The following is a 23,019-nucleotide window of genomic DNA, read 5'->3' on the forward strand; positions in this document are numbered from 1 at the left end:
CCCGCTCGGCGCTCTTCGCCGGCCGCCCCTGCGCTGGGCCCGGGACGCCCGTCGCGGCGGCGGGCGTCCCGGGCAAGCGCCTTTACATTGTAGATCAGAGGCCGATCATCCGCAGGATCGGCGTCCCCAGAGACCCCAGCCAGGTGCACAGCGCGGCGAGCGGCTCGCGCAGCGCCGTCCCCGCCCCCGCGACCGCTCCGACGGCCTGCGCGATGCTCGTCAGTCGCCCCGCGATGGCCTGCCTGTCCGGAGCGGGGCTCTCCAGCTCGGCCCTGACGGCCTCGGCCTGCGCCGCCTGGACCGCCATCCCCGCCCCCCGCAACGCCTCGGCCAGCCGGGCCGCCCAGTCGGCGGGCTGCCCGCCCACGAAGGCCTGCTGGCCGCCGTGGATCGTCTGGTCGCCCGCGACGTTGTTGATGTTGCCCTGCTGCGAACCGATGTTGAAGACCACTGCTACCTCCGTAGGGCGGGCGCGTTCCATGAGTGCCTCGGATCCACGTCGACCTTGCGCGCCCGCGCCGCCGCGACGATCTGCATGATCAGCCCGATCCAGAACAGAATGTTGCCGACGAAGCCCACGCCGAAGGCGACGAGCCCGATCGGCGCCCCGAGACCCACGTCGGGCCCGAACGGGAAATCCCTCGGCATCTGCCCGCTGCCGAACGAGCTCTGGAAGTCCCCCATCCCTCTGAGCAGGAAGTAGGCGTAGACGGCGGCCCCGCCGAACATCATCAGCACGCCCAGCCAGAACACCGCCCTGGCCTTGCTGCGGTAGGCGGCCACCTGACGCAGGAAGCTGTCGCGCCGTTCGATGTAGTGGTTGTACTGGTCGCCCGCCACGTTGTTGAGCTGGTGGGCCGCCTGGCTGCCGACGTGGTAGGCGACGGCTCTCGGCATGGCGGCCGTATGACCGCGCTCACCCGCGCCCGTGTCGTCCTCGTAGCGGGCGTGCACGGTGCCGAGCCGTACGACCTCTCCGTCACGCAGCCGTCTCGGCCTGGAGACCCGCTCCCGCTCGACCATCGTGCCGTTGCGGGAGCCGAGGTCCTCGATGGTGACGCCGCCGCCCCCGACGGGCACGACGGCGGCGTGCGCGGCGCTGAGGTGCGGGTCCTCCAGGCGCAGATCCGCCGCGGAACCGCGGCCGATCACCTGCCGCCGCTCCCCGACGGGCAGGACGGTCCCCTCCAGTCCGGGGGGATGGATGACGATCAGGCGAGGCATGCGTCCATGGTGAGCCGACCGGCAGGACAGCGCCTGAGTAGCCCACTACTCAAATCAGGACGCGCAGCGCTCCCGGCGAGACGGCGCAGGTCAGGGGTAGGGGGCCGATCCGCTCACCGTCGGCGTAGGCGACCACGTCGGGCGCCTCCAGCGTGACGGTCCTCGCCCTCACCATGGTGACCGCCGGGTGGGCGCCGTGCCCGCCCCTGTAGACGCGCGGGAATGAGCGGACGAACGCGCCCTTGCCGACCGCGCCGAGGATCGTCACGTCCAGCAGACCGTCGTCGGGCTCGGCGGTGGGGCAGATCCGCATGCCGGCGCCGTACGAGCGGGTGTTGCCGACCGCCACCAGCATCGCCTCCTGCTCGACCACCCGGCCGTCCAGGGTGATCCTGAAGGGGATGGGCCTGAAGTCGCGCAGCTCGCCGGCCGCGGCCAGCAGGTACCTGGCCATGCCGGGCGGCCAGGTGAGCGCGTTGGCGCGCTCGTTGACCCTGGAGTCGAAGCCGCAGCACACCACGCTCGCGAACCACTCGTCGGGGCCGACACGGGCGGCGTCGATGGCGCGCGCCTTACCACGCAGGATCGTCTTGACGGGGTCGCGGCCCGTCAGGCCGAGCGCGGCGGCGAAGTCGTTGCCGGTGCCCGCGGGGATGATGCCCAGCGGCACCTCGCCTCCGGCCACCGCCTGGAGGGCCAGATGGACCAGGCCGTCGCCGCCGAAGGCCACCAGGGCGTCGGGGCGCTCGGCCACCGCGGTGCAGGCTCTGTCCAGGGCGTCGGCAGGGCCGTCGCCGACGATCACGCTGACCTCGGCCCCGCCCTGGCGCAACCGGCGCACCAGCGGCGCGAGCAGGCGCAGCGTCCTGCCGCCCCTGGCGGCGGGGTTGACTAAGAGGGCCAGGTCCACCCGTCAGTCGTCCAGCTTGAGCGGGGCCGCCTCGTCGTCGGACAGCAGCGCGTCGGGATCCTGTGGCCTGCGCTTCTCGCGCAGGTAGATGACGGTCTCGGCCAGGAAGTAGAGGATCACCATCGGCGCGGCAAGCGCCATCATCGTGACCGGGTCTCCGCCGGGCGTGATGACGGCCCCGAAGACGAACATCAGGAACACGACGGTGCGGCGGTGTTTCTTCACCGTGGCGTGCGACAGCACCCCGATGACGTTGAGGAAGACCAGCATCAGCGGCAGCTCGAACGAGACCCCGAAGATCACCAGCATGATCAGCACGTAGTCGAGGTACTCGTTGATCTGGATGGCGGCGACGGTGTCGGCCGGCATGAAGCCCAGCAGGATCGCCAGGCTGGTGTCCATGATGATGTAGGCGAGCGCGGCGCCACCGAGGAACAGCGGGATCGCGATGGCCAGGAAGGCGACGCTGTACCGCTTCTCGTTGCGGTAGAGCGCGGGAGTGACGAACGCCCAGATCTGGTAGAGCCAGACGGGCGAGGACACCAGGATGCCCACCATCGCCGAGACCTTCAGCGTGGTGAAGAACGACTGGAAGATACCGCCCGCGACCAGCGTGCACTGGTTGGGACGCCACTGCTGGGCCGCGCCGGTTTCGCAGAAGGGCTCCTTGAGGAAGGCCCAGACGGGATCGAAGACGAAGAACCCGACGACGGTGCCGACGACCAGCGCGAGGAGCGCGATGACAAGCCTGTTGCGCAGCTCGCGCAGATGCTCCATGAGGGGCATGCGCCCCTCATCGTCGACGGTGGCCTTGGTCGGCCGTTTGAGCAGCGCCATTCAGCGGTCCCTGGAGAGGTGGGGTGTGAGTCAGGCGTTCTTGTTGGCCGAGGCCTGCGCGCGCAGCTTCGCGGCCTGCTCCTCGAGCTGGCGGGCCTGCTCCTCGGGCGAGGGGGCGGCGGCGGCCAGCGGCTGGGCGGGCTGAGGCTGCGACTGGGCGGGCGCGGGCTGGGCGGCCTGCGTCGCGCTGTACTCGTCGTCCTCCTCGCGCAGCTTGGTGGTCTCGGCCTTGAAGATGCGCAGTGACTTGCCCACGCCCCTCGCCATCTCCGGCAGCTTCTTGGCCCCGAACAGCAGGACCAGCACGCAGGCGATGATCAGCAGCTCAGGCACTCCGAGGTTTGGCATGAAACATCCTTATTGAGCGAGGTGCAATCTCACCGACGATCGTACGCTGCCGGAAGCCCAGACTCATCCCCTCGGCTCCCTTTCGCCCCATTTCGGAGGCGCAATGTTTGCTCACTGGACGCAATCCGGGCGCTGGCCCGCCGTACTTCGTCGCTCAGCCGCCTGGCCTCGGTCAACACCCTGGCCGTCGCGAACCCCAGAACGGCAAGGCCGGCCACGCCCAGCGCGACCGCGACGTAGATCCAGCTCATGACGCCTGAGCGTACAGCGCCAGCGCCCGCTCGGCCTCCTGCTGCACTTTGGCCGCCATGGCCTGCGGCGAGACGATCCTGCCGGTGTCGCCCAGGCGCAGCAGCAGCTTGAGCGTCCAGTCGTCGTCACGGGCGCGCAGCGTGATGCGCATGCGCCCCTCCCCCAGCTCCTCGACCTGCTCGTAGGGGTAGTACTCGGCCACCCACCGCCCCGCGGCCGTCACCTCCAGCACGACCAGCTCGTCGGTGGGCGAGGGCCTGAAGACGCCCTGGGTGACGTCGATCGGCTCGGCGCCGGCGGGCGGGTCGGCGGGCACGTCGAGCACCTCGACCGTCAGCATCCTGTCGAGCCTGAACAGCCGCATCGCCTCGGCCCTGTAGCACCAGCCCTCCAGGTAGGTGCGGCCGTCGGCCATGACCAGGCGGGTCGGGTCGACCTCGCGGGGCGTCACCTCGTCGCGACCGGGCACGTAGTAGCGCAGCGAGAGCCTGCGCCTGCCGGTCAGCGCCTCGCGCACCCTGGCGGCCGCGTCGGGGGCCGACTCCACGTCGACGGCGAACTGGCTGCTGACGGCCGCCGCGCCCTCGCCCGCCGCCTGCTCCAGCTTGGCCACCACGCGGGGCAGCGCGTCGCCGTGGGCGAACTCGGCCAGCTCGGGGGTGGCCGCCAGCATCCGCAGCGCCACCAGCAGCGCGCTGGCCTCGTCGATGCCGAGGCGCAGCGGGCGGGCGATGGTGTCGGCGTTGTCGATGATGATCTCGCCGCCGTCCCACGAGACGTCGATCAGGTCGCCGGGGGTGTGCCCCGGCAGCCCGCACATCCACACCAGCTGCAGGTCGTCGATGAGCTGCTTCTCGCTCAGCCCGAACACCGCGGCCACCTCGTCGACCTGCGCCCCGGGGTGGGACATCAGGTACGGCACCAGCGCCAGCAGCCTCGGCAGCCGATCCGCCGTCGAACTCATGCCAGCGCCCCCTTCAGTCGTGCGATCACGGCCTCCCTCGCGTCGGGCGGCCCCACCACCCTCACGTCGGCGCCCAGGCTGGCGATCCATCCCGCCAGCCGCTCGGGGTCGGCGAAGACCAGCTCCACCGTGTCCCATCCCTCGCGCCCCTCGCGTACGGCCCGCGCGACCTGCCGCAGCCCCTCGCACGCGCCCTGCCGTACCTCGAGGACGGCGGTGCGCTCCTGCATCGCCTCCTCGGGGAAGCCGACCATCTCCCGCAGGTCGACCCCTTCGGGCACCTCGACCACCCCTGGCCTGCCGACCGGGGCGACCTGCCCCGTGATGCGGCTGAGCCTGAAGACGCGGGGGGGCCCTGCCTGTCGCGGTCGAAGCCGGCCACGTACCACTTGCCCCTGCGGCTGATGACGCCCCACGGCTCGACCGTGCGCGTGCGCACCGACTCGCCCGCGGCGGGGCGGTAGTCGAACCTGACGACGCGCCTGTCGCGCACCGCCTCCCACAGCGCGGGGAAGGAGGGGTCGCGCGTGTCGACGCGCAGCTCCAGCGCCTCGCCGGGCCCCGCGTCGGTGGCGACGCCGCCCGCGCGCAGCTTCAGCAGCGCCCCGCTGGCCGCCTCGGCCAGGCTGGCGCGCTGCCACACCTGCGCGGCCAGGCCGAGCACGGCCGCCTCGTCGGGCTCCAGCGTGATCTCCGGCAGCTCGTAGGCCTCGCGCTGGATGCGGTAGCCGGGCTCGTCCTCCCACGGGTCGCGGTGGACCTCGATGGGGATGCCGATCTCGCGCAGCTCGTTCTTGTCGCGCTCGAACATCCGCTGGAAGGCCTCGTCGCCGTCGCGGTCGTAGCCGGGCACGGCCTGGCGGATCTGCTCGGCCGACAGCGGCCGGCGCGTCGCGAGCAGGCAGATCACAAGATTGAGCAACCGCTCTGTCTTACGGCGCGACATCTGCCCTTCTCCTCACTCGTTCGACGCTACCCTGCCTCCGTGATCAGATGGCGCAAGGGCGAGGTTGTCCGGATCCGGCGCGAGTGGCCGGGAGCTGTGGAGCTCGAGGTCACCGTCCCCGAGGGGACCTGCAGGGCGCTGGCCTATCCCCCACTGGTGGGGCGTCCTGAACCGGGTGACGAGGTGCTGCTCAACACGACCGCACTCGCGATGGGTCTCGGTACGGGAGGTTACGCCATGGTGGTGGCCGTCCCGAACAGATTGCCGGAAGATCCTGAAGGTCCGGGCCACCTGGTGAAGGCACGCTACACCCCGATGCAGGCCACCGTGCTCGGCGCGGACGAGCAGGACTCCCCCTTCCACGAGCTGTTGCGCGAGGCCGACTCCCTCGACGGGATGCCCGTCGTGGTGGCCGACCTGCACTCGGCGCTGCCGCCGATCCTGTGCGGGATGCGGCCGAGACCCAGGGTCGCCTACGTGATGCTCGACGGCGGCGCGCTTCCCGCCTGGTTCTCCATGGCCTGCGCGAAACTGCGCGAGATCGGCTGGCTGGCCGGCGTGGTCACCGTGGGCCAGTCCTTCGGCGGAGACGTGGAGGCCGTCACCACCCACACCGGCCTGCTGGCCACCAGGCACGTGCTGGAGGCCGACGTGGCGATCGTCACGCAGGGCCCCGGCAACCTCGGCACCGGCACCAGGTGGGGCTTTTCGGGGGTGTCGGCGGGCGAGGCGGTCAACGCCGCGGCCGTGCTGGGCGGCCGCCCGGTCGCGGCGCTGCGGATCAGCGAGGGGGACAGACGCGAGCGGCACATCGGCGTCTCGCACCACTCGCTGACCGCCTACGGCAGGGTGGCGCTCACGCCCGCCCAGGTGGTCGTGCCGGAGCTGCCGGGCGAGTTCGGCGAGCGGGTGCGCGACCAGGCCGAGCTGCTGGCCGTACGGCACGAGCTGGTCTCCGTGCCCGTGGACGGGCTGTACGAGGCGCTGCTCGACTCGCCTGTCAAGCTGTCGACGATGGGTCGGGGGCTCGAGGAGGACCTGGCCTACTTCCTGGCCTCGGCGGCGGCAGGACGGCACGCGATCACACTTCTGGACTAGAGCCGGGATCCTCCCGAGGAGTGACGACACGGCGCCTCCGTGCGGGGATCGTGGGGTGATGAAGCGAACTCGTGTCGCACTGCTCACGATCCTGGCGCTGGCCCTGACCGCCTGCGGGGCGGGCGGCGCCGTCTCCGGCGGCGACCGGCCGACCGCCCGGCCCGGTGATCAGCACAGCGGCGCTCACAGTGGCCTGCACGGGACCCCGGAGACGGCACCCGCCACCGCGCCGCTGCGCGGCGGCGAGCGGTTCGTCACGCTGACGATGCCCAAGCCCTACACGCCCGACCCGCCCAACGGCGGCACGGACGAATACCGCTGCTTCCTCATCGACCCCGGCCTGAAGGACGGCGACACCTTCCTGACCGGCACCCAGTTCGCCGCGCAGAACGGCGACGTGGTGCACCACGCCATCCTGTTCAGGGTGGACGCCGACAAGGTGGCGGACGTGCGCGCCCACGACGCCGAGGAGCCTGGCGAGGGCTGGGGCTGCTTCGGCGACGCGGGGGTGGGCGAGGCCGACTGGATCGGCCACTGGGCGCCCGGCACCAGCGAGATCCTGCTCGATCCGAAGCTCGGCTACCCGATGGCCGCCGGCAGCGCGCTGATCATGCAGGTGCACTACAGCACGCTGGCCATCGGCGACCGTCCAGCGGGCGACGACCAGTCGAGTGTCAGGCTGCGCCTCACCACCGGCAAGCTGACGCCGCTGCGCACCGAGCTGTTCATGGCCCCCATCGAGCTGCCGTGCACGGCGGAGGAGAAGGGCGCGCTGTGCGAGCGCGAGGCCGCCATCGCCGACGTGAGCAGGCGCTTCAGCCTGGACGCCAAGGAGCAGACCACCGCACTGGTGAAGTGGTGTTCGGGAGGCGAACCCGCACCGGGACCCACCCAGCACTGCGACATGCCGGTCCAGGAGCCCGCCACGCTGCACGCCCTGGCGGGCCACATGCACCTGCTGGGCCGCTCCATCAAGGTGGAGCTGAACCCCGGCAAACCAGGCGCGCGGACCCTGCTCGACGTGCCGCGCTACGACTTCGACAACCAGGCGCTGCAGCCGCTGGCCGAGCCTGTCACCGTCAGACCCGGCGACACGATCCGCACCACCTGCACCCACGACGCCTCGCTGCGCGCCCAGCTGCCGCTGCTGCGCGACCTGCCGCCGCGCTACGTGGTCTGGGGCGAGGGCACCCAGGACGAGATGTGCCTGGGCATCGTGGTGGCCTCATGAGAAACGTGCGACACCGGCCGCCATCGCGGTGACCGGCCATCACAACGGTTGCATGGCGGCTGGTGAGCACGTTTCTCGTGAGCAGTAGAAGTCCTTGAAGGTGAACGCCTCGGGGCCGGGCCCCTCGGCCCTGAGGCGCTCAAGGCGCGCCATGCCTTCGGCCAGCGAGGGGATCGTCCCCTCGGGGACCCACCACATCACGCTGTAGGGGTCGGCGATGCGCAGGAACCACTCCCTGCGCCGCCTGAGCACGGCCATGTGCGGGCTCTTGTAGACGAAGTTCCAGAGCGTCTCGCGCGACTCCCACACCGAGAAGTTGATCACCAGGTGGTCGCCGTACTCGTGCTGGACGGTGGCGGTCGGGTCGCTCTCGCTCTCCTTCAACCGCCACACGAAACCGGGCGCGGCGTCGGACAGCAGGTTGACGGGTTCGAGGTTGGCGACGAAGTCGGCCAGTTCGGGGGTGTCGAGGGGGGCGCGCAGGTGCGCGATGTTCAGCTGGGCGAGATGCATGACCCCTACTATGTCAATTCTCATTGGTTTTAGAAAGGGCGACGCAGCATTCTCCTGGCCGCGGATCGAGTCTGGCGCGCCCCGGATCCTGGCCGAGGCCCTCGAGCAGGCCCTGGCACAGCGCCAGATTCATCGAGCACACCAGCAGCGGCTGCCGCTCGGCCAGCGCATGGAAGGGGCAGTTACGCTGCCTGACCTCACCCTCCTCCGCGTAGGGCTCGTAACCGCGCTCACGCAGCACCTCCACCGCGTCGGCCTCGCGCCCCGCCGCCAGCCTGCGTCCCATCCCGCGCGCGGCCTCCTCCGCCTGCTCCTCGCCCCCCAGCAGGTCGACGACCTCGGCCAGCACCGAGGCCAGCGAGCCGTAGTCGCGAGGAGGCAGGCTCACCGACAGCTCCGCGCGCGCCCTGCGATAGACCTTCGCAGGACGGCCGCTGCCCGGCCCCTTGCGCTCCTGCGCCCTGAACCCGGCCTCCAGCAGCCCCGCCTCGACCAGCTTGTCGAGGTGGTGGGCGGCCAGAGTCCTGGACACCCCGGCGGCCGCCGCCGCCTCGCCGCGCCCCACCTCGCCGCCGCTGGCCGACACGAACGCGTACAGGCTGCGTCGGACAGGGTCGTTCAGCTGGGCCAGGGCCTCGAGGTCGCTCACAGCGGGGAGTCTACGAGCCCCTAGTAGGCGGCCAGCACGTCCACGACGAACACCAGGGTGTCGGTCGCCGTGATGCCGAACTGCGGATGGCCCGTCGCGCCGTAGCCGTGGGAGGGCGGCACGATCATCAGCACCCTGCTGCCCGTCGGGACGCCCACGAGCGCGCGGTCCCAGCCCTTGATGACGCTGCCCTCGCCGATCTTGAACGCCTTGGGCTGGCCCGACTTCCAGGTGGAGTCGAAGACCCTCCTGGAGCCCCACACCGCGCCCTCGTGCTGGGTGACGAGCAGCTGCCCCGCCCTGGTCTTCGGCCCCTCGCCGCGCGCGAGCACCTTCGCCGCGAACGCGCGGGGCGCGGCGCCGGCGGGGATGACCAGCTTCGGACGGCCCGCGCCGCTCACCCTGACCCCGCCCAGCGCGCCGATGCCCGAGGCGTGGGCGTCCTTGGCGTGGGCGCCGAGGATGTCGATCACGTAGAACAGGTCGTCGTCCGGGCCGATGCCCTGCGGCGGGTTGGCGCCGAAGCCGTCCTTGGGCGGGATCGCGGCGATCACCCTGCTGCCCACGGCCCGGCCCTGCAGGGCTTTGTCCAGCCCGGGCAGCAGCCGGCCGACGGGGAAGGCGGCGGGTGTGCCGCGGTTGAAGCTGGAGTCGACCAGGCGGTTCTCCCTGCCGTCCCAGATGTGCGCGGTGTACTGCACGATCGCCACGTCGTCCTTGCCCAGCTTCGCGCCCTTGCCCGCGGTGAGCTGGTCGATCTGCAGCTCGGCAGAGGGCTTGCCGTCGGGGAAGACGATGGTCGGCTTCGCCCCGAACTGCCCGCCCACTTTGAGGTCGAGGTCGTCGCCCGCGGAGGCGCCCGTACACGCGGTCAGCAGCGCCAGCGGCACCAGCAGCAGAAGCAGGCGCATGGACGTCCTCCCTGAGACACACCCCGTCGGACACGAATGGCCCGGCGGCAGAGACTCTGCCACCGGGCCACCGGTCTATCAGATTTCGTGTCAGTAGGCGCCCAGAACGTCCACCACGAAGACGAGCGTGCTGCTGGCGGGGATGGTGCCGGAGTCCTTGTCGCCGTAGCCGAGGTTCGGCGGGATCACCAGCAGCAGGCGGCTGCCGACCTTGGCGCCCTCGAGCGCCTGGTCCCAGCCCTTGATGACCTGGCCGGTGCCGACGCCCTGCAGGGTGAACGGATCCTTGCCCCAGCTGGAGTCGAACTGCTTGTCGCTGCCCCAGAGCTTGCCGGTGTAGTGGACGACGACCGACTGGTTCTTCTTGATGGCCGGGCCCGTGCCCTCGATGACCGTCTTGTTGATCAGCTTGGCCGGCGGCTTGTCGGAGGTCTTGGTCGTCAGCACCGGCGCGGCGTCGCCGCCGGGGTTGGTCAGCTTCACGCTCTTGACCTTGACGTCCTTGGCCTCACCCTGGGCGGCCTTGGGCAGCGTGGAGACCAGGTCGAAGACGAAGACCCTCGGCTTGGAGGTGTCGACGCCGTTCTGCTTGGCCTGGGCCAGCTCCTGCTCGGTGTAGCTGTCGTTGGCCACCACGGTCATGAACCGGCCGCCGAGCTTGGTCTTGCCGAAGCCGTCGATCATCACCTTCGGCATGTTGTCGTTGACGGTGATCGGCTCGGTCTTCTTGGTGTCGTAGGTGGAGCCCTCGAGCGTGTTCTGCTTGCCGTCCCAGCTCCACACGGACAGGTTCACGAACACGGTGTCACCCTTGGCGACGCCGGCGCCCGTGCCGGGGCTCAGCACCTCCATCGACGACTTCTTGGCGGGATCGCCGGCGGGGAAGGTCACCGTGGGCTTGGCACCCACGTTCCCTGTGACCTTCAGCCCCGACGCCGCGGCGGACGTGTCACTGGCGGGCTGCGTGCCGCACGCTGCGGCGAAGATCAAAGGCACTGCTGCAAGTACGGCCAGGCGGCGGCGCATGGAGTTCCCTCAAGGAAGTCGGACAGGTTCGCGTCACCCTACCCGACCCCCGTGTACGACCTTGATAAGTAACTGGTAAACGCTCCCTACATTCCGGCGATGAGCTTGTCCACCCTCTCGTCGACGCTGCGGAACGGGTCCTTGCACAGCACGGTGCGCTGCGCCTGGTCGTTGAGCTTGAGGTGCACCCAGTCGACGGTGAAGTCGCGCCGCTTCTCCTGCGCCTTGCGGATGAACTCCCCTCGCAGCCGCGCCCTGGTGGTCTGCGGCGGCACCGACTTGGCCTCGAAGATCTTCAGGTCGGAGGCCACCCGCTCGACCGCGCCGCGCTTCTGCAGCAGGTAGTACAGGCCCCGCCGCCTGTGCACGTCGTGGTAGGCCAGGTCGAGCTGGGCCACGCGAGGGCTCGACAGCGGCAGGTCGTACTTCTTGCGGTAGCGCTCGATGAGCTGGTACTTCGTCACCCAGTCGATCTCGCGGGAGACGAGGTCGAGGTTGCCGGTCTCGACCGCGCGCAGGGTGCGCTCCCACAGCTCCAGCACCCTGCGGGCGATGGCGTCGCCACCGCGCCTGTCGACGAAGTCCTTGGCCTTGGTGAGGTACTCCTGCTGGATCTCCAGCGAGGAGGCCTCGCGCCCGTTGGCCAGGCGCACCCTGCGGCGTCCCGTCATGTCGTGGGAGACCTCGCGGATGGCCCTGATCGGGTTCTCCAGCGACAGGTCGCGCATCACCGTGCCCGCCTCGATCATGCGCAGCACCAGGTCGGTGGCGCCGACCTTGAGCAGCATGGTCGCCTCGCTCATGTTGGAGTCGCCGACGATGACGTGCAGCCTGCGGAAGCGCTCGGCGTCGGCGTGCGGCTCATCGCGCGTGTTGATGATGGGCCTGGACCTGGTCGTGGCGCTGGAGACGCCCTCCCAGATGTGCTCGGCCCGCTGGGAGACGCAGTAGACGGCGCCGCGCGGCGTCTGCAGCACCTTGCCCGCGCCGCAGATGATCTGCCTGGTGACCAGGAACGGGATCAGCACGTCGGCCAGGCGGCCGAACTCACCGTGTCTGCCGACCAGATAGTTCTCGTGACAGCCGTAGGAGTTGCCGGCCGAGTCGGTGTTGTTCTTGAACAGGTAGATGTCACCCGCGATGCCCTCTTCGCGCAGCCGCTTCTCGGCGTCGACGAGCAGGCCCTCAAGGATGCGCTCGCCCGCCTTGTCGTGGGTGACGAGCTCGATGACGTTGTCACACTCTGGTGTTGCGTACTCGGGGTGGCTGCCCACGTCGAGGTAGAGACGCGCGCCGTTGCGGAGGAAGACATTGCTCGATCGGCCCCAGGAGACGACCCGGCGGAACAGGTAACGAGCGACCTCGTCAGGCGACAGCCTGCGCTGCCCCCTGAACGTGCAGGTCACGCCGTACTCGTTCTCCAGCCCGAAGATGCGACGATCCATCACCTCACACTAGTTCCCCGAAATGGCCAGCGGGAGAGATCTTCGCGTGTTTCGGTTTTCTTTCGATTACTGAGCGCGTTGCCTGACACGAGACTCGAACCTGTCGAGCTCGGCGGCGAAGGCCCGCCTGAGCAGCGGCGCGGCAAGCATCCGCAGCCCACGCCGCCGGGTCGCGCCCGCGCGGCCGAGCAGCGTGCCGCCCTCGACGGGGACGGCCGCGAGCCCGAACACGCTGGTGCGGCTCTGCATCCAGCACCAGCCGGGACGCAGCACGGCCGCGAAACTCGCGCACAGGCCCGCCCTGCCCAGAGCGACCACCTCCAGCCTGTCGCCCTGGCCCGGGGTGACCCTGAGCGTCTTGACGCTGGGCTGGTAGCGCGGCAGCTCGCCCTCCAGGTCGGCGGCGACGGCCCACACCTCCTCGAACGGCGCGGCGATCACGCGCTCCACCACCACGCAGCCGGGGGTCGCGGCCGCCATGACACGCAGGCGCCGCACCGGATCCAGATCGTCGTTCACAGCCATGTTCACTGCCATGCCTTTCTGAATCCGAGCCGCGCCCTGTGCAGGCGGGACTTCACCGTGCCCCTGGGCAGGCCGAGCACCGCGGCCGCCTGCTCCTCGTCGAGCCCTTCCAGGTCGCGCAGGACCAGCACCGCCCGGTGCTCGGGGGACAGCCGCGCCAGCACGTCGCGCACCTCGACCGACAGCTCGCCGCCGTCCCTGGCGGCCCGCTCCCCCGCCGCCTCGCGCCCTGGCGGGTTCCTCTTGGCCATCCGCACGGCCTCGCGCACCGCGATCGCCCGCACCCAGCCGCGCAGCGCCGCGGGCTCCCGCACCCCCGCCAGATGGCGGAAGACCGCGATCAGCGTCTCCTGCGCCGCGTCGGGTCCGTGCTGCGGCGCGATCGCGCCACAGATCTTGAAGACGTACGGCGACAGCTCGTCCAGCACGTCGTTCATCGCCATCGTGTCGCCGCCCTGGGCGGCCCTCAGCAGCTCGGGATCTACCACTGGCGCTCCCGGCCCCTGCGGCGCCCCACGCGGGGCCGTAACGGCCGTGCGGCGCGCGTCACTGTCCTCATACCTGCCAAGAGTGGCAGGCGGGCAGATCGGTTCCCTCCTGTGAGGAGCGTCACAAGCGGGAACGCCCTGGCTCCGCGCGGCCTCCTTGGTGGACATGAAGCGACAGACAAGAGCGCGCGCCGCCTACGCGGCGGCCACCGTCCTGGCCGTGGACGCCGCCGCCCACCTCTACTGGACGACGGGCGCCATCTGGCCCGCCCCCGACGTCAGGACCCTGTCCCTGGCGGTGCTCAACATGGAGGTGCCTTTCACGCCCCGCGTGCTGCTCCCCCTGGCCGCCGCCCTCCTGACCGCCTCCGCGGCCCTGATCACCACCACCAGACTCGGCGCCCTCGGGGCGGGGGTGGGCGGCGTCGCCAGCGTCGGAGACCGCAGCGTCGCCGCGAAGGGAGACGACGCGAACGGACACAGCGCGAACGGACACAGCAGGGTCGGGAACGGCGGCGTCGGCGGCCTTGGTGGCGCCGGAGGTACCGAAGTCGGCGCTGGTGACGCCGGAGCCGACGGCGCTGGCGGTGACGGGGTCGGCGCCCTTAGAGTCCCCGACGTCGACGGCGGCGACGGTCGCGGCCACGGTGGTGCCGATCGCGGCCCCGGTGGTGCCGATCGCCAAGCCGGTGGTGCCGATCGCGAAGCCGGTGGTGTCAGAGCCGGCGACCTCGCCGGCACCGCACTCAGCGGCGCCAGAGGCAGCGGCACCGCAGTCCGCCCTGTCGGCAGCCGTCACGGTTGGGGGGCGCGGCGCATGCCGGGCCTCATGGTGGCGCGTGTGGTGCGGCTGGTGACCGGGGTGCTGGCGCTCGGCGTGCTGGCGCGTGCCGTGCTCGGTCTGGTGTGGACGCTTGGATTCGGCGTGCAGACCTCAACGCCGTTCTACTGGCTCAATGCCCTGCTGTACACGCCGCTGTGCCTGGCGCTGTTCGTGGCCGTCGTCGTGGCTCGCGGGACCGCCGCCCCCGCGGACGGTCCCGCGCGCGATCACGGAGTGAAGATCTCCTGAACCTTCACGATCTCGCCCTTGTGGACCGTGATGAGCGAGGCCCGCTGGCCCACCTTCGCTCGCTTGATCAGCGTGCTCCTCGAGCAACTCTTGTTGCCCAGGCCGGTCCTGCGGTCGACCGTCATGCCCACGCCCGACCCGCTGCAGCCCGAGGCGCTGAGGAAGACCACCTTCTTGGCGATCGGCGAGGCGTAGGCGGTCACGTCGCCCTCGGGAGGACCGACGAAGTAGCCCTCGGTGTGCTTGTCCCGCTTCCACTTGATCGGCTCGTACTCGGCGCTGCCGTCGCCCCGCACAGCCGTGATCCAGCCGCGCAGGATGCCGTTGCGGCGCGAGTGGAGACCCTTGGTGAAGTCATGGCCGGGGTCGGCCTGAAAGGTCGTCCCGAAGATCTGGGGCGCCTTGTACTTCGGGATCGCCCCGGCCTCCGCGTGGGCGGCCAGGCCGCCGGTGAGGGCCAGGGAGCAGGCGAGCGCGGCTACGCCGGTCGCGAGGGTTCTCGTCTTCACACGCTCTTTGATCCACAACCTGGAGCTCCGGTTCGCGCGCGATCACGTGATCCCGGTCACATCCATCGAGAGTGCGGGGCACGTGACGGTGAGCGATGAAGTCGACCCGATCCCCTGCCGTCGGCCGGCGATGTGCGGGGACGACCTCGCGGCGGTAACCGAGGCCGACAGGTGCGCGAAGACGATGCGCCAGCCGGAGCTAGTGCGGGGGCGATGTCACCGTAGGACCGCGAACGGTGCTCGGCAGTCTCACCGGAGAGCCGCGAGCCAGGGCCGGGCCGGAACCGGCGGGGAGCCGGGCATGCGGGCGACCTCACCGCAGAGCCGCAAGGGGGTGCCCGGGGAGCCCTACCGAGGGCCGGGGCTGGAGGCGGGGGAAATGCGAGCGACCTCACCGCAGAACCGCGAGCCGTGGTCCGGAAATCCCACCGTAGGGCCGCAGCCGGATCCGGCGGCATGCGAGCAACCAGACCGCAGAACCGCGAGCCGGTGTCCGGGTGCCTTACCGCAGAACCGCGAGACGATACCCGGCAGTCCCACCGTAGGGCCGGGTGCTCCGACCACTCTGGGGCGGCGCGCGGGCGGCCTGGCCGCAGGCGGGCCAGTGGGGGGCGGTGCGATGTGACGGCGAGGGCCGGAGTCGCGCTGGAGGAGCGTGAAAGACGGACGGCCACCGGGTGACCCCGGTGGCCGTAGCATCGCCTGCCGTACAGACTGATGCCCTCTGCGGGCCGGTACATGCGCCCGCCGGGCTGGTGGGTTATTCGGTGCCGTCGCCGGCGCCGGGCGCCGGGGCGGTGGGCGGGCTGTCCTCGTCCTCGGAGGCCGCCGGCGCCTGAGCGGCCGGGAGGAGGCGCTCCAGCCGGGGACCCGCCAGGCGCTGGAACTTGCGGTGCTCGCGGTTGCGGTCGAGGACCGCCACCTCCAACTGGTTGGCGGGCGGGCGCTCGCCGCCCGGCTCGGTCAGCGCCGCCAGCGCCACCTCCAGCGCCTCGGCCAGCGTCATCCCCTCGCGGTAGCGCTCCTTCAACCGGGTCGCCACCGCCTCGGCCTGGCCGCCCATCGCCGCGAAGCCGTGCTCGTCGAAGACCGAGCCGTCGAAGGTGAGCCGGTAGATGGCGTCGCCGTCGGCGGTGTCGCCCACCTCGGCCACCACGACCTCGACCTCGAGGGACTTGATCGACTCGGTGAAGATGCGGCCGAGGTTGGAGGCGTAGAGGTTGGCCAGCCCCCTGCCCGTCACGTCGGTGCGGTCGTAGGTGTAGCCGTTGATGTCGGCGTAGCGGATGCCGCCGAGCCGCAGCTCCTCGAACTCGTTGTAGCGGCCCACCGCGGCGAAGCCGATCCTGTCGTAGATCTCGCTCACCTTGTGCAGCGCCCTCGAGGGGTTCGGGGCGACGAACAGGATGCCGTCGACGTACTGCAGCACCACCACGCTGCGGCCGCGCGCGATGCCCTTGCGCGCGTAGTCGGCCTTGTCGCGCATGATCTGCTCGGGCGATGCATATCCAAAAGGCATGGACACTTCGGCAGGTCCTTTCTAGCGCAGCGGGGCGATGGGGCCGTCGGGGGAGATCATGCGGTCCTCGAGCATCCGCTGGACCACGCCAGCGACCTGCTCGTCGCTCAGGCGGCGGAAGCCTTCGGCGTCGATGACGGAGACGATCGGCCAGATCTTCCTCGTCACGTCGGGGCCGCCGGTGGCCGAGTCGTCGTCCGCGGCGTCGTACAGCGCCTGGATCACCGTCGTCACGATGTCGTCGGCGGAGGCGTTCTCCCTGTAGAGCTTCTTCAGCGAGCCCCTGGCGAAGATCGAGCCCGAGCCGATCGCGTCGAACTTGTCGCGCTCGTACGGCCCGCCCGCGACGTCGTAGCTGAAGATCCGCCCGCTGTCGCGCTCGGGGTCGTAGGCGGCGAACAGCGGCACGACCACCAGGCCCTGCATCGCCATCGCGAGGTTGCCGCGGATCATCGTCGCCAGCCGGTTGGCCTTGCCGGCCACCGACAGCGTGCGGCCCTCCATCTTCTCGTAGTGCTCCAGCTCCACCCGGTAGAGCCTGGCCATCTCGATGCCCGTGCTGGCCGTGCCCGCGATGCCCATGCAGGAGTAGTCGTCGGTCCTGAAGACCTTCTCTATGTCCCGCTGCGAGATCACGTTCCCCGACGTCGCCCTGCGGTCGCCCGCCATCACCACACCGCCGGCGCAGGTGGCGGCCACGATCGTGGTCGCGTGCGGCACCTGGTCCCCGACCGGCGTCGCCAGCGCCTCGCCGCGCGCCGGCAGTAGGTCAGGAGCGTGCCTGCCGACGAACTCGGAGAACGAGGAATTTCCGTTGTTCACGAAGAGCTGGCTCATCAAGCCGGCGGGCAGATCCCTGTGCTGTGCCACGCGACTCCCTCCAAAACCTCAGTGTCCTTAGGGCGACCCTACTCATGTTGTGCTGGTGCATGCACTTCCCACGATCAGCTGAGCGCGAACCATTTCCGCGCCAAGTGAGCGACCGAATTGCCGATATGTCGTGACACGCTCCTCGGGGCGATTCCGCCCGCTCCCCCGCCGAGCTGCGATGATCGTCCGCGCCCGTCCATACTGGACACCATGCGGGACTGGGTGCTCCACCTCGACCTCGACGCCTTCATGGCGGCGGTGGAGATCCTGCGCAACCCCGAGCTGCGTGGCCGTCCCGTCGTCGTCGGCGGCAACGGCGACCCCACCACCCCTCGCACCGTCGTCGCCACCGCCTCCTACGAGGCCCGCGAGTACGGCGTGCACTCCGGCCTGCCCATGCGCACAGCCCTCAGACGCTGCCCTGACGCCGTCTACCTCCCCATCGACCTGCCCGCCTACGAGGCCGCCAGCGCCGCCGTCATGACCCTCCTGCACACCTTCCCCGTCACCGTCGAGGTGTGGGGCCTCGACGAGGCCTTCCTCGGCGCCCGCACCGACGACCCCGAGGCTCTCGCCCACGACATCCAGCGCGCCGTCACCCACAAGACCGGGCTCACCTGCTCGATCGGCATCGGCGACAACAAGCACCAGGCCAAGCTCGCCGCCCAGTTCGAGAAGCCCTCGGGCGTCTCCCGCCTCACCACCGACACCTGGCCCCACGTCATGGGAGAACGTCCGACCACGGCCCTGTGGGGCATCGGCGCCAAGACCGGCAAGAAGCTCGCCGACCTCGGCCTGCACACCGTCGCCCAGCTCGCCGCCGCCGACCCCGCCGAGCTCGCGGCCCGCTTCGGCCCGACCAACGGCCCCTGGCTGCGCTACCTGGCGCTCGGCAAGGGCGAGAGCACCGTCACCACCACCCCGTGGGTGCCCCGCGGCCACAGCCACGAGACCACCTTCACCCAGGACCTCACCGACCCAGCCGCGATGCGCGCCCACGTCGCCGCCATGGCCGTACGGCTCGCGGCCGAAACCGAAGGACGGCCTGTCGTCCGCGTCACGGTGAAGGTCCGCTCGGCCCCGTTCACGACCCACACCCGTCAGGCCAAGCTGCCCGAACCCACCCACGACGCCACCACCATCGAACAGGCCGCCCTCGCCGTCTTCGACCGCTTCGACCACGGCCGGCCCGTCCGCCTGCTCGGCGTCTCGGTGGAGTACGGCTAGAGCGCCCCCCTGGAGTCCGCGTGGCGCGCCAGCAGGTCTCCACAGAACGACCGGATGGCGCGGTTGACCACCGTCGGCTTCTCCCACGGCATGAAGTGCCCCGCCCCCCGCACCCAGAACGGCCCCACGACCTGCGGATAGGCGATCGCGCACCGCTCCTCGACGTGCTCGCCGAGCGTCACCTGGTCCGGCCCCACGAGCACCAGCGTGGGCTGCTGGACCGGCCTGTCGGTCATCTCGGGAGCCGACATGGGACGCGCGCCCATCACCACCTCGTAGTCGGCGAAGGAGGCCCGCAACCGGTCCGCGTCGCCGTACGGCTCGGTCAGCACCTCGAGATCGGCCTCACTGAACGCGCCGGGCGGGCACCACATCCGATGGCCGAAGAACTCACCGATGTAACGGCGCCGCCGCTCGGGGGTGTCCAACTCGGCGACCAGCTCGTCGGCGTGCAGGCCCTGGCGGCGCTGATAGTCGTAGACGGCCGGCTTGGGCGTGCCCGGCGGGATCCCGGCCGCGGCGAACGCCTCGGGAAGATCGGGCATCGAGTCGTCGAGCACCACCAGCCTGTCGACCCTGCCCGGGTGACGCGTCGCCAGATCGATGGCGATCATCGCACCGAGATCGTGCCCCGCGACCACCGCCCGCTCCCAGCCGAAGGCGTCCATGAGGCCGGTCAGATCGGCGTTGAAGGCCGCGAAGTCGTAGAAGCCGTCAGGAGCGAAATCGGAGTCGCCGTAACCGCGCAGGTCAGGGGCGGCGACATCGAAGCCCGCCGCCGCGAGCTCCTCGATGTTGTGCGACCAGATGAGGCTCGTACAGGGAAAGCCGTGCACCAGCAACAGCGGCACGCCACCGTGGCCGCCACGACGAACCGCCAACCGGTGACCTTCACTGACGGTGACGAACTCGGGAGGAATGACCATGGCACATGGTCGCACGGGCCACCGGCGTCACCGTCCACCGGGACAGCCCGGCGCGGGCAACGGCGGAACCCGGCCAGTGAACCACCCGGCCGACGACCCCGATCACCTACACGAGCGACGCCCGCGACAGGAACTCAGACCACCGCGCATCCTCCTGGCGCGCCAGCTCGGCCAGCTCGTCCTCCCCCAACTCCCACTCGACGAAGGTCGCCTCCAGATACGAGATCGCCCTCCGCACGACCCCCGCGTCATCCCTGAACTGCCCGATCCCCGTATTGCACGGCAGACACAACGCATACCGCACATCACCCGAACGATGACAGTGATCCACGTGCTCGGGCGGACGATCCCAGCAGACGGCGCACAGGCCATGCTGAGCGCCGATCATCCTCTCCACGTCCTCGTGCCGCATCCGGTACCGCTGCGACAGGTGATACGTCCTGGTCGGCGCCACGGGTCCACTCCGCTGCTCCGGCAGGATCACATAGTCCGGCCACAGCACGACGCCGTCGAGATAGTGGGCGGCCACCTCCATGAGCACGACATCGTCCATGAAGTGACCCAGCGCGTTGTTGCAGTTGAAGCAGAGAACGCCCCGCACGAGACCGCTCGTGTGGCAGTGGTCGACGTGCGTGCCGGGCACCACCCTGCAGATGGCGCAGAGCCCGCCCTGCTGGGCGAGCATCCGCTCGAAGTCGTCCTCAGTTATGCCATAGCGGTACTTGAGCAGATAGTTCCGCTCACTACCGTGATTCTTGATCTTGATCTCACGCATGGCCTGCGTGTGACACGGCTTGCAGTACGCGGCCAGCCCGGACTTCTCCGATCGGTTCCGCCCGAACTCCGCCACGTCTTTGATCTGGTCACACCGCGGGCACCGCTTATGCCCCTCAGGCACCTCGACACGCTTGCGCACGGTCTTGCCTTGCTCCGCCCTGCGCTTGCGGTAGCTCTGGGTGGACTTCACCCGGAAGCAGGCCTTGCAGTACCGCGCACGCCCGTCGGCCATGCGCTTGTTGAGCCCGAACTCGGAGAGCGCCTTGGTCTCTCCACAATCCGGACACCACTTAGCCCCACCCGGCGTTTCCACCCGATCCGACACCTTTCATCTGTCCGTTTTGCCCTACTCTCCGCCCTTTTGGACGTAGCTGCGCACGAACTCCTCTGCGTTCTCTTCGAGAACTTCGTCGATTTCGTCCAGGATCGCGTCGACGTCGTCGGTCAGCTTCTCCTGCCGCTCCTGCACATCGCCGCCTGCCGAGGCCTCGGTCTCCTCGACCTCGTTCTCGCGACGACCGGTCTGCTTCTGACCGCCGGTGTCCCTGTTCGCCATGATCAACCTCCGCTTGGGGGACTGCCTCTACTGGATATCTTCCCCGAACCGACCGACATTGCGCGCCTGATGCCCCGCGATCTTCAGCGGCTTGACTGGATAGCGCTCCTATCCAATACTGGAGCCCCATCCCACAGGAGGTCCCGAATGTCCCCTTCGACCCTGAGCACCGCGGGTGTGTTGCTCATCACAGTCCCGGGCGTCGCCTACGGCGGCGTCACGCTGCTGACCTACCTCATGCGCAACGTCCCCGGGTACAACGACAACCCGGTCCGCCGAGGCCTCTGGAGGGCGGGGCACGCCCACGCGGGCGTGCTGGTGCTGTTCAGCCTGGTCGCCCTGCTGTACATCGACGCGTCGCCGCTGACGGACGGGGTGAAGACGCTGGTGCGCACGCTGATCGTCGCGGCGCCGATCCTGATGCCGCTGGGCTTCTTCCTGTCGGTGGTCCGTCCGAGTGACACGAAGCCGAGCCGGCTGATCTGGCTCACCTTCGCGGGCGGCCTCTCTCTGGCTGCGGGGACGCTGACGCTGGGCGTCTCGCTGCTCTAGCGGGCACGCCGCCTCGCGGGGACGCGCAGGACGCGCGCGCCCGCGAGGAGAGGGCTTCGGCTAGTCGCCGCCGGTCAGGGCCGCCACGAGCTCGCCGGCGGTGCGGCAGCGGTCGAACAGTTCGCCGACGTGGGCCTTGGTGCCGCGTAGCGGTTCGAGGGTCGGCACCCGCTGCAGGGACTCGCGTCCGGGGATGTCGAAGATGACGGAGTCCCAGGAGGCGGCCGCGACCGACTCGCTGTACTGGCGCAGGCAGCGGCCGCGGAAGTAGGCGCGGGTGTCGGTGGGCGGGTTCTCGACGGCGCGCTGCACCTGTTCCTCGGTGACCAGGCGCTGCATGCGTCCGCGGGCGACCAGGCGGTTGTAGAGGCCGCGGTCGGGCCTGATGTCGGAGTACTGCAGGTCGACCAGTTGCAGGCGCGGGTGGGACCATGCGAGGCCGTCGCGGGTGCGGTAGCCCTCGAGGAGTTCGAGCTTGGCGACCCAGTCGAGTTCGCGGGAGAGCTGCATGGGGTCTTCGGCCAGGCGGGTGAGGACGGACTCCCAGCGGTCGAGGATGTCCTTGTTCATCTCCTCGGTGGCGGTGCCGCGCTCCTCGACGTACTTGCGGGCCTGCTCGAGGTATTCCATCTGCAGCTGGATGGCGGTGAGCTTGCGTCCGTCGCGCATCGGGATCTCGTAGCGGCAGGTGGGGTCGTGGGAGACCGCGCGCAGCGCCTGGACGGGGTTGTCGACGGCCAGGTCGCGGGTGAGGAAGTTGTCCTCGATCATGGCAAGGACGAGGGCGGTGGTCCCGAGCTTCAGGTAGGTCGAGATCTCCGACATGTTGGCGTCGCCGATGATCACGTGCAGGCGGCGGTATTTCTCGGGGTCGGCGTGCGGCTCGTCGCGGGTGTTGATGATGGGCCGCTTGAGCGTGGTCTCCAGACCCACCTCGACCTCGAAGAAGTCGGCTCGCTGGCTGATCTGGAAGCCTTCGCCGCGGGAGTCCTGGCCGATGCCGACCTTGCCGGCGCCTACCACGACCTGGCGCGAGACGAAGAAGGGGGTCAGGTGTCTGACGATGTCGGCGAAGGGCGTGGCTCGGCGCATGAGGTAGTTCTCGTGGCAGCCGTAGGAGGCGCCCTTGGCGTCGGTGTTGTTCTTGTAGAGCTGGATGGGCGCGTTGGTGGGGATGGCCGAGGCGCGCACTGCGGCGTCGTACATCACCCGCTCGCCTGCTTTGTCCCAGATGACGGCCGCGCGAGGGTTGGTGCACTCGGGCGTGGAGTATTCGGGATGGGCGTGGTCGACGTAGAGGCGCGCTCCGTTGGTGAGGATGACGTTGGCCAGGCCGAGGTCCTCGTCGGTCAGCTGGCTGGGGTCGGCGACCTCGCGGGCCAGATCGAAGCCCCTGGCATCACGAAGGGGGTTCTCCTCCTCGAAGTCCCACCGCGCTCTGCGCGCCCTGGCGGCCGAGGCGGCCAGGTAGGCGTTCACGACCTGTGAGGAGGTCACCATCGCGTTGGCGCCTGGCTGGCCGGGTACGGAGATGCCGTACTCGGTCTCGATGCCCATCACCCGACGCACCGTCATGCGCACCCTCTGTTCGTCCGGGTCTGTCTGTCCGCCGTTTATATGCCCGAGCCTATGCCCTTCACCGTC

26 protein-coding genes and 1 pseudogene are annotated in these 23,019 nt (G+C 70.1%); 5 read left to right on the plus strand and 22 right to left on the minus strand.

Annotation, left to right across the window (positions count from 1 at the left end; genetic code table 11):
• Nucleotides 1–94 precede the first annotated feature (94 nt).
• From FHR33_RS45350 to FHR33_RS51300, 8 genes and pseudogenes are all read right to left on the minus strand, one after another.
• Nucleotides 95–451: a hypothetical protein gene (locus FHR33_RS45350; RefSeq protein WP_183661618.1), complete on the minus strand. Its 357-nt coding sequence runs from the start codon at nt 449–451 to the stop codon at nt 95–97.
• A 2-nt stretch (nt 452–453) separates the two neighbouring features.
• Nucleotides 454–1,224, minus strand: coding sequence for an FHA domain-containing protein (locus tag FHR33_RS45355; RefSeq protein ID WP_183661620.1), 771 nt, complete (start codon nt 1,222–1,224; stop codon nt 454–456).
• 49 nt (nt 1,225–1,273) lie between these two features.
• Entirely contained in the window at nt 1,274–2,134 is an 861-nt protein-coding gene (locus tag FHR33_RS45360; protein WP_183661627.1) for a diacylglycerol/lipid kinase family protein, read from the minus strand.
• 3 nt (nt 2,135–2,137) lie between these two features.
• Nucleotides 2,138–2,971 carry a twin-arginine translocase subunit TatC gene (gene tatC, locus FHR33_RS45365; RefSeq protein WP_183661630.1) on the minus strand — a complete coding sequence of 278 codons (834 nt, stop codon included), beginning with the start codon at nt 2,969–2,971 and terminating at the stop codon, nt 2,138–2,140.
• Nucleotides 2,972–3,001: 30 nt separating this feature from the next.
• Nucleotides 3,002–3,319, minus strand: a complete 318-nt coding sequence (gene tatA / locus FHR33_RS45370; protein WP_183661636.1) for a Sec-independent protein translocase subunit TatA — start codon at nt 3,317–3,319, stop codon at nt 3,002–3,004.
• Between the two features lie 247 nt (nt 3,320–3,566).
• Nucleotides 3,567–4,535 carry a helix-turn-helix transcriptional regulator gene (locus FHR33_RS45375; RefSeq protein WP_183661638.1) on the minus strand — a complete coding sequence of 323 codons (969 nt, stop codon included), beginning with the start codon at nt 4,533–4,535 and terminating at the stop codon, nt 3,567–3,569.
• The gene (locus tag FHR33_RS53715; RefSeq protein WP_446685817.1) at nt 4,532–4,789 is read right to left on the minus strand and encodes a WCX domain-containing protein; all 258 of its coding nucleotides are present in this window, start codon (nt 4,787–4,789) and stop codon (nt 4,532–4,534) included. The genes FHR33_RS45375 and FHR33_RS53715 overlap by 4 nt, the downstream gene beginning before the upstream one ends.
• A gap of 158 nt (nt 4,790–4,947) precedes the next feature.
• A pseudogene (locus tag FHR33_RS51300) lies at nt 4,948–5,481 on the minus strand (helix-turn-helix transcriptional regulator); the annotation flags it as partial.
• Between the two features lie 39 nt (nt 5,482–5,520).
• Here FHR33_RS51300 and FHR33_RS45385 point away from each other — a divergent pair.
• Nucleotides 5,521–6,579 carry a DUF3866 family protein gene (locus FHR33_RS45385; protein WP_183661640.1) on the plus strand — a complete coding sequence of 353 codons (1,059 nt, stop codon included), beginning with the start codon at nt 5,521–5,523 and terminating at the stop codon, nt 6,577–6,579.
• A 58-nt stretch (nt 6,580–6,637) separates the two neighbouring features.
• Nucleotides 6,638–7,810, plus strand: coding sequence for a monooxygenase (locus FHR33_RS45390; RefSeq protein ID WP_183661642.1), 1,173 nt, complete (start codon nt 6,638–6,640; stop codon nt 7,808–7,810).
• A gap of 39 nt (nt 7,811–7,849) precedes the next feature.
• Here FHR33_RS45390 and FHR33_RS45395 read toward each other — a convergent pair whose 3' ends face one another.
• From FHR33_RS45395 to FHR33_RS45425, 7 genes are all read right to left on the minus strand, one after another.
• On the minus strand, nt 7,850–8,323 hold the full coding sequence (locus tag FHR33_RS45395) for a DUF3291 domain-containing protein (RefSeq protein WP_246453713.1): 474 nt from the start codon (nt 8,321–8,323) through the stop codon (nt 7,850–7,852).
• 13 nt (nt 8,324–8,336) lie between these two features.
• Nucleotides 8,337–8,972: a helix-turn-helix transcriptional regulator gene (locus tag FHR33_RS45400; protein WP_183661646.1), complete on the minus strand. Its 636-nt coding sequence runs from the start codon at nt 8,970–8,972 to the stop codon at nt 8,337–8,339.
• 20 nt (nt 8,973–8,992) lie between these two features.
• The gene (locus tag FHR33_RS45405; protein ID WP_183661648.1) at nt 8,993–9,883 is read right to left on the minus strand and encodes an FKBP-type peptidyl-prolyl cis-trans isomerase; all 891 of its coding nucleotides are present in this window, start codon (nt 9,881–9,883) and stop codon (nt 8,993–8,995) included.
• Between the two features lie 90 nt (nt 9,884–9,973).
• Nucleotides 9,974–10,873, minus strand: a complete 900-nt coding sequence (locus FHR33_RS45410) for an FKBP-type peptidyl-prolyl cis-trans isomerase (RefSeq protein WP_246453714.1) — start codon at nt 10,871–10,873, stop codon at nt 9,974–9,976.
• A 122-nt stretch (nt 10,874–10,995) separates the two neighbouring features.
• Nucleotides 10,996–12,354 carry a Pup--protein ligase gene (pafA, locus tag FHR33_RS45415; protein WP_183661652.1) on the minus strand — a complete coding sequence of 453 codons (1,359 nt, stop codon included), beginning with the start codon at nt 12,352–12,354 and terminating at the stop codon, nt 10,996–10,998.
• Nucleotides 12,355–12,420: 66 nt separating this feature from the next.
• Nucleotides 12,421–12,879, minus strand: a complete 459-nt coding sequence (locus FHR33_RS45420; protein ID WP_183661655.1) for an SRPBCC family protein — start codon at nt 12,877–12,879, stop codon at nt 12,421–12,423.
• Nucleotides 12,880–12,881: 2 nt separating this feature from the next.
• The gene (locus tag FHR33_RS45425) at nt 12,882–13,367 is read right to left on the minus strand and encodes an RNA polymerase sigma factor (RefSeq protein ID WP_221242560.1); all 486 of its coding nucleotides are present in this window, start codon (nt 13,365–13,367) and stop codon (nt 12,882–12,884) included.
• A 166-nt stretch (nt 13,368–13,533) separates the two neighbouring features.
• Here FHR33_RS45425 and FHR33_RS45430 point away from each other — a divergent pair, with 166 nt between their 5' ends.
• A complete protein-coding gene (locus FHR33_RS45430) occupies nt 13,534–14,439 on the plus strand; it encodes a DUF3995 domain-containing protein (protein ID WP_183661657.1) in 906 nt (301 codons plus the stop codon).
• Here FHR33_RS45430 and FHR33_RS45435 read toward each other — a convergent pair.
• The 3 genes from FHR33_RS45435 to prcB form a co-directional block, all read right to left on the minus strand.
• The gene (locus FHR33_RS45435; RefSeq protein WP_183661658.1) at nt 14,418–14,948 is read right to left on the minus strand and encodes a hypothetical protein; all 531 of its coding nucleotides are present in this window, start codon (nt 14,946–14,948) and stop codon (nt 14,418–14,420) included. The genes FHR33_RS45430 and FHR33_RS45435 overlap by 22 nt on opposite strands.
• A gap of 760 nt (nt 14,949–15,708) precedes the next feature.
• Nucleotides 15,709–16,467, minus strand: coding sequence for a proteasome subunit alpha (prcA, locus tag FHR33_RS45440; protein WP_183661666.1), 759 nt, complete (start codon nt 16,465–16,467; stop codon nt 15,709–15,711).
• 21 nt (nt 16,468–16,488) lie between these two features.
• Nucleotides 16,489–17,337, minus strand: coding sequence for a proteasome subunit beta (gene prcB / locus FHR33_RS45445; RefSeq protein ID WP_376773316.1), 849 nt, complete (start codon nt 17,335–17,337; stop codon nt 16,489–16,491).
• A gap of 210 nt (nt 17,338–17,547) precedes the next feature.
• On the opposite strand from prcB, the gene FHR33_RS45450 reads away from it, so the two are divergent.
• Nucleotides 17,548–18,564 carry a DNA polymerase IV gene (locus tag FHR33_RS45450; RefSeq protein WP_183661674.1) on the plus strand — a complete coding sequence of 339 codons (1,017 nt, stop codon included), beginning with the start codon at nt 17,548–17,550 and terminating at the stop codon, nt 18,562–18,564.
• Here the strand turns inward: FHR33_RS45450 and FHR33_RS45455 are convergent.
• The 3 genes from FHR33_RS45455 to FHR33_RS45465 all read right to left on the minus strand — a co-directional run bounded on the left by FHR33_RS45455 (nt 18,561) and on the right by FHR33_RS45465 (nt 20,823).
• On the minus strand, nt 18,561–19,490 hold the full coding sequence (locus tag FHR33_RS45455; protein ID WP_183661675.1) for an alpha/beta fold hydrolase: 930 nt from the start codon (nt 19,488–19,490) through the stop codon (nt 18,561–18,563). The genes FHR33_RS45450 and FHR33_RS45455 overlap by 4 nt on opposite strands.
• 106 nt (nt 19,491–19,596) lie before the next feature.
• A complete protein-coding gene (locus FHR33_RS51305; RefSeq protein WP_183661678.1) occupies nt 19,597–20,580 on the minus strand; it encodes an endonuclease VII domain-containing protein in 984 nt (327 codons plus the stop codon).
• A 33-nt stretch (nt 20,581–20,613) separates the two neighbouring features.
• Entirely contained in the window at nt 20,614–20,823 is a 210-nt protein-coding gene (locus tag FHR33_RS45465; RefSeq protein WP_183661680.1) for a ubiquitin-like protein Pup, read from the minus strand.
• 147 nt (nt 20,824–20,970) lie between these two features.
• On the opposite strand from FHR33_RS45465, the gene FHR33_RS45470 reads away from it, so the two are divergent.
• Nucleotides 20,971–21,375, plus strand: coding sequence for a hypothetical protein (locus tag FHR33_RS45470; RefSeq protein ID WP_183661682.1), 405 nt, complete (start codon nt 20,971–20,973; stop codon nt 21,373–21,375).
• A 60-nt stretch (nt 21,376–21,435) separates the two neighbouring features.
• Here FHR33_RS45470 and dop read toward each other — a convergent pair whose 3' ends face one another.
• Nucleotides 21,436–22,950: a depupylase/deamidase Dop gene (gene dop / locus FHR33_RS45475; protein ID WP_221242562.1), complete on the minus strand. Its 1,515-nt coding sequence runs from the start codon at nt 22,948–22,950 to the stop codon at nt 21,436–21,438.
• Nucleotides 22,951–23,019: the final 69 nt, after the last annotated feature.

This window comes from Nonomuraea dietziae (genome assembly GCF_014195505.1).
GTDB lineage: Bacteria > Actinomycetota > Actinomycetes > Streptosporangiales > Streptosporangiaceae > Nonomuraea > Nonomuraea roseola.

What these genes read in the sequence shown, in the direction of transcription:
- FHR33_RS45455 (WP_183661675.1), bottom strand. Translation starts at nt 19,490, where the DNA reads ATGGTCATTCCTCCCGAGTTCGTCACCGTCAGTGAAGGTCACCGGTTG.
- FHR33_RS45465 (WP_183661680.1), bottom strand. Translation starts at nt 20,823, where the DNA reads ATGGCGAACAGGGACACCGGCGGTCAGAAGCAGACCGGTCGTCGCGAG.
- FHR33_RS53715 (WP_446685817.1), bottom strand. Translation starts at nt 4,789, where the DNA reads ATGGTCGGCTTCCCCGAGGAGGCGATGCAGGAGCGCACCGCCGTCCTC.
- FHR33_RS45420 (WP_183661655.1), bottom strand. Translation starts at nt 12,879, where the DNA reads ATGGCTGTGAACGACGATCTGGATCCGGTGCGGCGCCTGCGTGTCATG.
- pafA (WP_183661652.1), bottom strand. Translation starts at nt 12,354, where the DNA reads ATGGATCGTCGCATCTTCGGGCTGGAGAACGAGTACGGCGTGACCTGC.
- tatC (WP_183661630.1), bottom strand. Translation starts at nt 2,971, where the DNA reads ATGGCGCTGCTCAAACGGCCGACCAAGGCCACCGTCGACGATGAGGGG.
- FHR33_RS45390 (WP_183661642.1), top strand. Translation starts at nt 6,638, where the DNA reads ATGAAGCGAACTCGTGTCGCACTGCTCACGATCCTGGCGCTGGCCCTG.
- FHR33_RS45450 (WP_183661674.1), top strand. Translation starts at nt 17,548, where the DNA reads ATGCGGGACTGGGTGCTCCACCTCGACCTCGACGCCTTCATGGCGGCG.
- dop (WP_221242562.1), bottom strand. Translation starts at nt 22,950, where the DNA reads ATGACGGTGCGTCGGGTGATGGGCATCGAGACCGAGTACGGCATCTCC.
- FHR33_RS45375 (WP_183661638.1), bottom strand. Translation starts at nt 4,535, where the DNA reads ATGAGTTCGACGGCGGATCGGCTGCCGAGGCTGCTGGCGCTGGTGCCG.
- FHR33_RS45405 (WP_183661648.1), bottom strand. Translation starts at nt 9,883, where the DNA reads ATGCGCCTGCTTCTGCTGCTGGTGCCGCTGGCGCTGCTGACCGCGTGT.
- FHR33_RS45430 (WP_183661657.1), top strand. Translation starts at nt 13,534, where the DNA reads ATGAAGCGACAGACAAGAGCGCGCGCCGCCTACGCGGCGGCCACCGTC.
- FHR33_RS45355 (WP_183661620.1), bottom strand. Translation starts at nt 1,224, where the DNA reads ATGCCTCGCCTGATCGTCATCCATCCCCCCGGACTGGAGGGGACCGTC.
- prcA (WP_183661666.1), bottom strand. Translation starts at nt 16,467, where the DNA reads ATGCCTTTTGGATATGCATCGCCCGAGCAGATCATGCGCGACAAGGCC.
- tatA (WP_183661636.1), bottom strand. Translation starts at nt 3,319, where the DNA reads ATGCCAAACCTCGGAGTGCCTGAGCTGCTGATCATCGCCTGCGTGCTG.
- FHR33_RS45470 (WP_183661682.1), top strand. Translation starts at nt 20,971, where the DNA reads ATGTCCCCTTCGACCCTGAGCACCGCGGGTGTGTTGCTCATCACAGTC.
- FHR33_RS45395 (WP_246453713.1), bottom strand. Translation starts at nt 8,323, where the DNA reads ATGCATCTCGCCCAGCTGAACATCGCGCACCTGCGCGCCCCCCTCGAC.